Annotated in this window: 8 protein-coding genes; 5 read left to right on the forward strand and 3 right to left on the reverse strand. The window is 57.1% G+C overall.

Features of this window, described 5'->3' with window-relative positions; translation table 11 throughout:
• Positions 1-586: 586 nt before the first annotated feature.
• The 4 genes from KQI10_RS04665 to KQI10_RS04680 all read left to right on the forward strand — a co-directional run bounded on the left by KQI10_RS04665 (position 587) and on the right by KQI10_RS04680 (position 4,707).
• Positions 587-1,435, forward strand: a complete 849-nt coding sequence (locus tag KQI10_RS04665; RefSeq protein WP_216566250.1) for an amidohydrolase family protein — start codon at positions 587-589, stop codon at positions 1,433-1,435.
• A complete protein-coding gene (locus KQI10_RS04670) occupies positions 1,435-1,983 on the forward strand; it encodes a M48 family metallopeptidase (RefSeq protein ID WP_216566251.1) in 549 nt (182 codons plus the stop codon). Before KQI10_RS04665 ends, KQI10_RS04670 begins: the two co-directional genes overlap by 1 nt.
• 109 nt (positions 1,984-2,092) lie before the next feature.
• A complete protein-coding gene (nagA, locus tag KQI10_RS04675) occupies positions 2,093-3,223 on the forward strand; it encodes an N-acetylglucosamine-6-phosphate deacetylase (RefSeq protein WP_216566252.1) in 1,131 nt (376 codons plus the stop codon).
• A 104-nt stretch (positions 3,224-3,327) separates the two neighbouring features.
• Positions 3,328-4,707 carry an MATE family efflux transporter gene (locus KQI10_RS04680; protein WP_216566253.1) on the forward strand — a complete coding sequence of 460 codons (1,380 nt, stop codon included), beginning with the start codon at positions 3,328-3,330 and terminating at the stop codon, positions 4,705-4,707.
• A gap of 86 nt (positions 4,708-4,793) precedes the next feature.
• Here the strand turns inward: KQI10_RS04680 and KQI10_RS04685 are convergent, their stop codons facing one another.
• The 3 genes from KQI10_RS04685 to KQI10_RS04695 form a co-directional block, all read right to left on the reverse strand.
• On the reverse strand, positions 4,794-5,213 hold the full coding sequence (locus KQI10_RS04685) for a hypothetical protein (RefSeq protein ID WP_216566254.1): 420 nt from the start codon (positions 5,211-5,213) through the stop codon (positions 4,794-4,796).
• Positions 5,214-5,287: 74 nt separating this feature from the next.
• Positions 5,288-6,040 carry a DUF4367 domain-containing protein gene (locus tag KQI10_RS04690; RefSeq protein ID WP_216566255.1) on the reverse strand — a complete coding sequence of 251 codons (753 nt, stop codon included), beginning with the start codon at positions 6,038-6,040 and terminating at the stop codon, positions 5,288-5,290.
• Positions 6,037-6,576 carry an RNA polymerase sigma factor gene (locus KQI10_RS04695; protein WP_216566256.1) on the reverse strand — a complete coding sequence of 180 codons (540 nt, stop codon included), beginning with the start codon at positions 6,574-6,576 and terminating at the stop codon, positions 6,037-6,039. The genes KQI10_RS04690 and KQI10_RS04695 overlap by 4 nt, the downstream gene beginning before the upstream one ends.
• Positions 6,577-6,692: 116 nt before the next feature.
• On the opposite strand from KQI10_RS04695, the gene KQI10_RS04700 reads away from it, so the two are divergent.
• Complete coding sequence (locus KQI10_RS04700) at positions 6,693-7,031, forward strand: sporulation initiation factor Spo0A C-terminal domain-containing protein (protein WP_216566257.1); 339 nt, start codon at positions 6,693-6,695, stop codon at positions 7,029-7,031.
• Positions 7,032-7,278 lie beyond the last annotated feature (247 nt).

A 7,278-nucleotide genomic window follows, 5' to 3' on the forward strand; every position in this document is an offset into this window, starting at 1 on the left:
TCCGGCGGGGAGCTTCTTGTCCCGCCAAGAAGCTCCGCAAGAATGCGGCCTAAGGGAGGCGCTGTCGGCAAAGCCGATAATTTCATAGAGCGATTGCCACCGGCAATCGTTAGATTAGATTCGCTGCGCGACGCACCGCCCTCCCTTAGGAATCCCTCCCGGCCTCAGAACTAATATAATCTCTGCGCTGCCTTCCGGCGAGTACGGGGTGCAATCCCTAATTTTTTCCTGGTTCGATTCTTTTTAACTAAGCAACTCACTTTCGATACTTTCCAATCAGCTTAAGCCATACGCTTAAATTTTCTGCAATCTTCGATGAATGGCAGCTGCAAGCCCGGTAAGCTACGCAGGTACAAGCCCGGTTGGTTTTGAGGCCTGGAAGGATTCTTAAGGGAGGGCGGCTTTCTGGCAGCGCCTCCCTTAAGCCGCATTCTTTCCCCCTTTCTTGGCGGGACAAGAAAGGGGCCCCCGGAGGGACCCTGCCCATGGGCGGACAGGGCAACAATCCGAAATAAGAAATCAAAAAACTGGTAAGGGGCGTAACGTAGCCCTGCTGACTAAAAAACATATTACGAGGATAACTACCATGCTGTGTGACTGCCATATTCATATGGTTCTGGACGGGGAAAACTGGCGGGCGGCCATTGCCCGGCATAAAAATGGACCGGACGAGGTCTATGTCCGCAAAACGCTGGAAAACTACGCCCGTCTGGGTTTTGCCTACCTTCGGGACGGAGGCGATAAATGGGGCGTAGGACTGCTGGCAAAGCGAATTGCCCCGGAGTACGGCATTCGCTATACGTCCCCCGGCGCGCCGCTGTGCCGGGCCGGGCACTACGGCGGCTTCATCGGCGAAAAGTATGCCGACGAAAAAGAATGCGCGGCCCTTGTGAGAAAACAGAGAAGCGCGGGGGCGGACTTCATCAAGCTCATGATTTCCGGCATCATGGATTTTGACCAATTCGGCGTCCTGTCAGAGCCGGGCCTTGCTCCGGAGGAGATCCGGCAGGTTATCCGCATTGCCAGAGACATGGGACTTTCCGTCATGGCCCACGCCAACGGTGCGGAAACGGTTATTGCCGCGGCGGAAGCTGGGGTGGATACCATTGAACACGGCGCCTACCTGACCCGGGAGGCGCTGGAGGCCATGCGGGAAAACAACGTCATCTGGGTGCCCACCCTTTCCACCATTGGGAATCTGCGGGGGAAAGGACGCTTCAACGAGCAGTCTGTGGAGAAGATCCTGAAAAGCGCCATGGATAACGTGGCTCTGTTTGCCTCCATGGGCGGTTTTGTTGCTCCGGGAACAGACGCCGGAGCATGGGCCGTGCCCCATGGCAGCCTGACGGAGTACGCCCTTCTGAAACAATGCCTTGGGGAGCGCTTTGAAGCGATTCTGGACCGGGGCACACGGGAATTGGAGGCCCGGTTCTGATGGAAATCAAAATTACCCGCGCCCGGCGTAAAACGCTTTCCCTGCGCATTCTGCCGGACGGCAGTCTGGACGTCCGGGCTCCGCTGGATATGCCCAAGCGGGAAATCGACCGTTTTCTGGGGGAAAAGGCAGACTGGATTGAGACAAACCGGGCGCAAGTCCTCCGGGACCGGCAACTGGGGGAGAAAAACGCCATTACCGCGGAGCAGCTGGAGACCCTGAAGGATCTGGCGCAGGGACCAATTCTGGAGAGCCTGCGTGCCTTTGCTCCCCAAATGGGCGTGACCTATGGCCGGGTGACCATCCGGTGTCAGAAAAGCCGCTGGGGCAGCTGTTCCGGCTCGGGGAATCTCAATTTCAACTGCCTGCTGGCACTGGCACCCCGGGAGGTGCTGGACTATGTGGTGGTCCACGAACTGGCCCACCGAAAGCACATGGATCACTCCGCCGCTTTCTGGCAGGAGGTGGGGCGCGTTTTGCCGGATTACCGTGTCCGCCGGGACTGGCTGCGGAAAAACGGCGGCGCGCTGCTGGCAAGGGTAGGGTAGAATGCGAGAAAATGGTCAGAAAAGAATTGAAAATGGAATTGCTTTCGGTATCCAAACATGATACTATGGTTTTATCAAAAAATAATATTTTGCGGGAGGAGCAACCCTTATGTTTTACAGAAATGCGCGCATTTTTTGTTCTGACTTTCAGTTCCGTACCGGTGCCTTTGAGGTGAAGGACGGCAGATTCGGCGCCGTTCTGCCGGAGAATGTCCCCGCGGACGCCATTGATCTTGGCGGCGCGACCGTGATCCCCGGCCTGGTGGAGATCCACAGCCACGGCAACTCCGGCGCGGACTTTTCCGACGGCGACTATGAAGGCCTGAAGAAAATGGCTGCGTTCTACGCCCGGCAAGGCGTCACATCCTTCGCCCCCGCCTCCATGACCCTGCCCTATGATGTGCTGGAAAGAGCCTTTGCCACGGCCGTTCAGTTGAAAAAGGAGCAGCCCAAGGGACTCAGCGTCCTGCGGGGTATCCAGATGGAAGGGCCCTACTTCTCCTACAAGAAGCGCGGCGCCCAGAACCCCGACTATCTGAAGAATCCGGATTTTGAGGGCTTCAAGAAGCTGTGGGAGGGCTGTGACGGCCTGGTGAAAATCGTGGACGTGGCCCCCGAGCTGCCCGGCGCCAGAGAATTCACCGAGCAGGCAACCAAGCTCTGCGCGGTATCCGTGGCCCATACGGATTCGGACTATGACCACGCCCGGGCGGTGTTCGATGCGGGCGCAAGTCACCTGACCCACCTGTACAACGCCATGCCTGCCATTTCCCACCGGGCTCCCGGCGTCATTCCCGCCGCTGTGGAGACTCCGGGCGTCACTGCCGAGCTGATCTGCGACGGCTACCATGTGCATCCCGCCTCCGTGCGTCTGGCCTTCTCCATGTTCGGCGGAGACCGGATGTGCCTGATTTCTGACTCCGGCCGCTGCGCCGGTATGCCGGAGGGAACCCAATTCCAGCTGGGCGGTCAGGATTGCTGTCTCCGGGACGGCGTTGCCAGGCTGACTGACGGCACCATCGCCTGCTCCGCCACCAATATGTGGGTCTGCCTGACCAATGTCATCCGCTGGGGCGTGCGGGAAGAGGACGCCGTCCGTGCCGCAACCTACAACCCCGCCTGCGCCATTGCCGCGGACAAGGAGGTTGGCTCCATCGAGGAGGGCAAGGTCGCTGACTTCCTGGTCTGCGCGCCGGATTATTCCTCCATGCAGGTGTACCTGGGCGGAGAGAAGCTGTAAAGTAGCTTTTCAGAAGAGCGGGGCCGCAATTGGCCCCGCCCTTTTTGACGGAATTATCGCATATCATCCATTTGCGCACTCTGAAAGATCTAAGAGGAGGATCTATGTTCAAAAAGTACATCGGCGACCGGGCGTTTTATAAGCGCGTGTTCCAGGTCGCCGTGCCAATTATCATTCAGAATGGCATTACCAATTTCGTTTCTCTGCTGGATAACATTATGGTCGGCCAGGTGGGCACACTGCCCATGAGCGGCGTTTCCATTGTGAACCAGCTGATTTTTGTGTTCAACCTGTGCGTTTTTGGCGCCAGCTCTGGCGCTGGGATTTTTACGGCCCAGTTCCACGGCAGGGGGGACGCGGAGGGGGTCCGGCATACCTTCCGGTTTAAGTTCCTGATCTGCGCCGCGCTGGCCGTTGGCGCGGGGGCACTGTTCTTTCTGGACGGTTCCAACCTGATCAGGCTCTACCTTACCGGCGAGGGAGACGCGGCGGACGCCGCCGCGGTGCTGGGCTATGGCCGGGATTATCTTCTGGTCATGCTCTGGGGTCTGCTGCCCTTTGCGCTGTGCAATGCCTACGCCAGCACTTTGAAAGAGAGCGGCGAGACCTTTGTTCCTATGGCGGCAGGCGTAGCGGCCGTGGCAGTAAATCTGGTGCTGAACTATGTTCTGATTTTCGGCCACTTTGGGGCTCCTGCTATGGGCGTTCGGGGCGCGGCATTGGCAACGGTGATCTCCCGGTACGCGGAGCTCCTTCTTGTTGCCGGATGGACCCACCGGAACGCGGTGAAGCATCCCTTCATTCGGGGAGCCTACGATTCCATGTCCATCCCCAGACCGCTGCTGCGGAACATCGTCGTGACCGGTATGCCGCTGCTTGCCAACGAGCTGCTGTGGTCTCTGGGCGTGGTCACCATGAATCAGTGCTATTCCACCTGCGGTCTGGATGTGGTGCCTGCTATGAATATCTCTGCCACATTGGGAAATCTGGCGGGTGTGGTCTATCAGTCTCTGGGCGTCAGCGTGGGAATCCTGATGGGCCAGATGCTGGGCGCACGGCACAGTGAGGAAGCGGTCCGGGATACAAACCGGAAGCTGATCGCCTTCTCCGTAACCTCCGGCACCTGCTTCGGCCTGCTTATGGCGCTGGGCTCCGGCGTGTTCCCCTCCATTTACAATACCACGGAGAGTGTGCGGAACCTTGCCCGGGATCTGATCCTTATCAGCGCGCTGGTCATGCCCTTCCAGTCCTTCGCCAACGCCACCTATTTCACCCTGCGTTCCGGTGGCAAGACCTTCATTACGTTCCTGTTTGACAGCGTGTTCATGTGGGTCTGCGGAGTCTCTCTGGCCTTTACGCTGAGCCGGTTCACAAGCCTGCCTATCCTGCCGCTGTTCGCTCTGTGCCAGATGCCGGATGTGCTGAAATGCGTGGTAGGTCAGTACATGCTGAAAAAAGGCAGCTGGATCCAGACTCTTGCCTGACCCTGCCGCACAGAAACAAAAAGTGTCCCCCCAATACCGGCTGTCCGGTATTGGGGGGACATATCATAAGCGGGCGGGCCGGAGGGTCAGCGGGTGACGGTGCTGCTGTAGACGGTGGCGGATTCGATAAAGGCGCCGCTGGTGCTGTAGACGTTGGCTACCGTTTTGGTGCGGTAGGTGCCGGAGGAGAGGTAGCGCTGGCCGGAGCAACTGGCGTAGGAGGTGCCGGAATCCGTCAGGGTGGCCATGTCATCCCAGCCGGAGGAGGAATTGGCGCGCTGCAGCGTAACGGTCACGGAAATTGTTACGGTGCTGTTGGCTCTGGCGCTGCCGGAGAAGATATAGGTCCCGCCACCGGCGGGGGTTAAGGCAGCGTTGCAGCCGGTCATTTCTTTGAACCTGGGGGAGACGGTATACAGTTTGCCGTTTGTCAGGCTCTCGGCAGACACGGATACGCAGGGAAGCAGCAGAAGCAGGACGAGAAGCAGAGAAACGATTTTTTTCATAGGAATACCCCTTTCTATAGTTCCGGAAGACTCTTCCATATAATAAGAGGCGGAAAACGCGGAAGCCGCAACAGTTAAAAATGGAACAATTCCGCAATCTGGATAATATCGGCAAGGGAGGTATTCGCGCAGATCTCCACCAGGTATTCGTCTTTCACCATGGAAAGCATATACGCATTGTGCCGTGTGTCCAGGACGACCTTGGCGGAAACGCCCTGGATTGTGGGTTCGGAGATATCCTCAAGGCCTTCGGTATTGACGAGCATGGTCCCCAAATAGTTCGCGTCCATAATGGTGATATAAATGCCGTCTGTCCCGCCGTCCGCGGGGGCATAGCGCAGCCGCCAGTCCCAACTGCTTACAGCGTTGAAGTCCTCCAGCTGATACCCATCCGGGATCCAGGTGGGGAAAACGGGACAGCTCCAATCCTCGGGAACCAGGTACTGGTCCGCTTTCGGGATGTTGCTGGGTACGAGAATGGCGTTGCTGGGATTCCGATTGGTCAGGAAGAAGGTGGTGATGGGCTCCCGGGCGGCCTCTACGGTACCGTAAATACCGCCCAGCAGCAGCCCTGCGGTGAGAGCCGTGATGGCGGCGCTCCGGCCGGCCTTCTTCATAGCGGAGAGTGTTTCACGGCGGGCAATGTGGGCTTTCAGCAGCTTGTTCGTGCTGTTTGCCATGTTCTGAAGCCAGACTTCATCCACCTGCATGGTCTGGGCGGCTTCCCACTGCTCCAGCAGTCCGGAATCCACCAGCCGGGCCGCGTTCTGCAAAAAGCGCTCGTCATAGTAGGCATGCTCCATATCCGGGGAAAATCCTTCGCTCATTTTTCTGCCTCCTCACCGGTAGACTCCAAATAATACTTTTTCAGCTTTGTTCTGGCACGGGTCAGGATCATCCGCACACTGGGCGCGGAGACGCCGATGACTCTGGAAATATCGTCGTCCGATTGGTTATAATAGTATTTCATAAGGATCGCCGTTTGGAATTTCTCCGGCAGCTGGGAGACGCATTCCTTCAGGGCGGCGATATTTTCCTCCCGGATGATGTGCTCCAGCATTTCGTCGGGGAGCGTGTCCAAATCGTTCACGTCCTCAATGGAAAGGGTATTGCTTTTTTTCGCGGCGGACCGCAGACTTTCATGCTTGACGATGGCCAGACAGTAGCGGAACAGACGCTGTTCGTCAAAGCCGCGAATATTGTCGTAGTATTTGAGAACCGCTACCATGGCATTCTGTACACCGTCCTGAGCGCAGTCGTAATCATGGACAATGGAATAGGCGAACTTGCTGAAGTCAACAATGTGCCGTTCTATAAACGATTCCAGAAATTCGGAATCCGGAGAGCCGCGCTGAAAGGGCACTGGGCATATCTCCTTTCTACTCACCTGTACTGAAAAATGTAGAAAAAATCTGTGTTATACTGTTGCGGAAAGCCGGCTTGCTGCCTTTAGTAAATAGAGGGAGGTCGGAGGCGGACATGGAAGAGAACATATATGACAACCAAAAAGCAAGAGAACTTCTGGAGGCACTGGGCATTCCGTCCTATCTGCGGGGATACCAGATGACCCTGCTGGCGCTGGAATACATTGCGGATGATCCGCGGCGTATCCAGAGGATACGGAAACAGGTTTATCCACCTATGGGAGAGCGGCTGCAATGCGATGCCGCAGCCGTGGAAGGGGCCATCCGCCGCACAACCGAGAGAGCCTGGAAAACGAATCCGGCTCTGCTGGGAGCGCTCTGCGAAGAAGCGCGGGAACACAAGCCCCAGCCAAGAGATTTTCTCTGGGCACTGTACAGTGCCTGCTGTAAATAGGCTGTCATCCAATATGACCCCCAAATGCCGGCTTTCTTGCCCGGCACTTGGGGGTCACATCGACTTCCTGGAGTAACGGTTACCGCTTAACCACACATTTTACGCTTAGAATATACCGCAGAATTGCCTTCGTGTCAATGAAAATCGACGCAAAACCACGGAAATTGCAAGGGGCTGTTGCAAAATAGAAAACCTGTAGGGGCGGCTACCAGCCGCCCGCTGCCTTTCGGAACAGAACGCTAGAATT

The sequence above is a fragment of the Pseudoflavonifractor sp. MSJ-30 genome, from assembly GCF_018918045.1.
Classification (GTDB): Bacteria; Bacillota; Clostridia; order Oscillospirales; family Oscillospiraceae; genus Faecousia.

Coding starts and splice junctions, on each gene's coding strand:
- KQI10_RS04665 (WP_216566250.1), top strand. CDS start 587: ATGCTGTGTGACTGCCATATTCATATGGTTCTGGACGGGGAAAACTGG.
- KQI10_RS04670 (WP_216566251.1), top strand. CDS start 1,435: ATGGAAATCAAAATTACCCGCGCCCGGCGTAAAACGCTTTCCCTGCGC.
- nagA (WP_216566252.1), top strand. CDS start 2,093: ATGTTTTACAGAAATGCGCGCATTTTTTGTTCTGACTTTCAGTTCCGT.
- KQI10_RS04680 (WP_216566253.1), top strand. CDS start 3,328: ATGTTCAAAAAGTACATCGGCGACCGGGCGTTTTATAAGCGCGTGTTC.
- KQI10_RS04685 (WP_216566254.1), bottom strand. CDS start 5,213: ATGAAAAAAATCGTTTCTCTGCTTCTCGTCCTGCTTCTGCTGCTTCCC.
- KQI10_RS04690 (WP_216566255.1), bottom strand. CDS start 6,040: ATGAGCGAAGGATTTTCCCCGGATATGGAGCATGCCTACTATGACGAG.
- KQI10_RS04700 (WP_216566257.1), top strand. CDS start 6,693: ATGGAAGAGAACATATATGACAACCAAAAAGCAAGAGAACTTCTGGAG.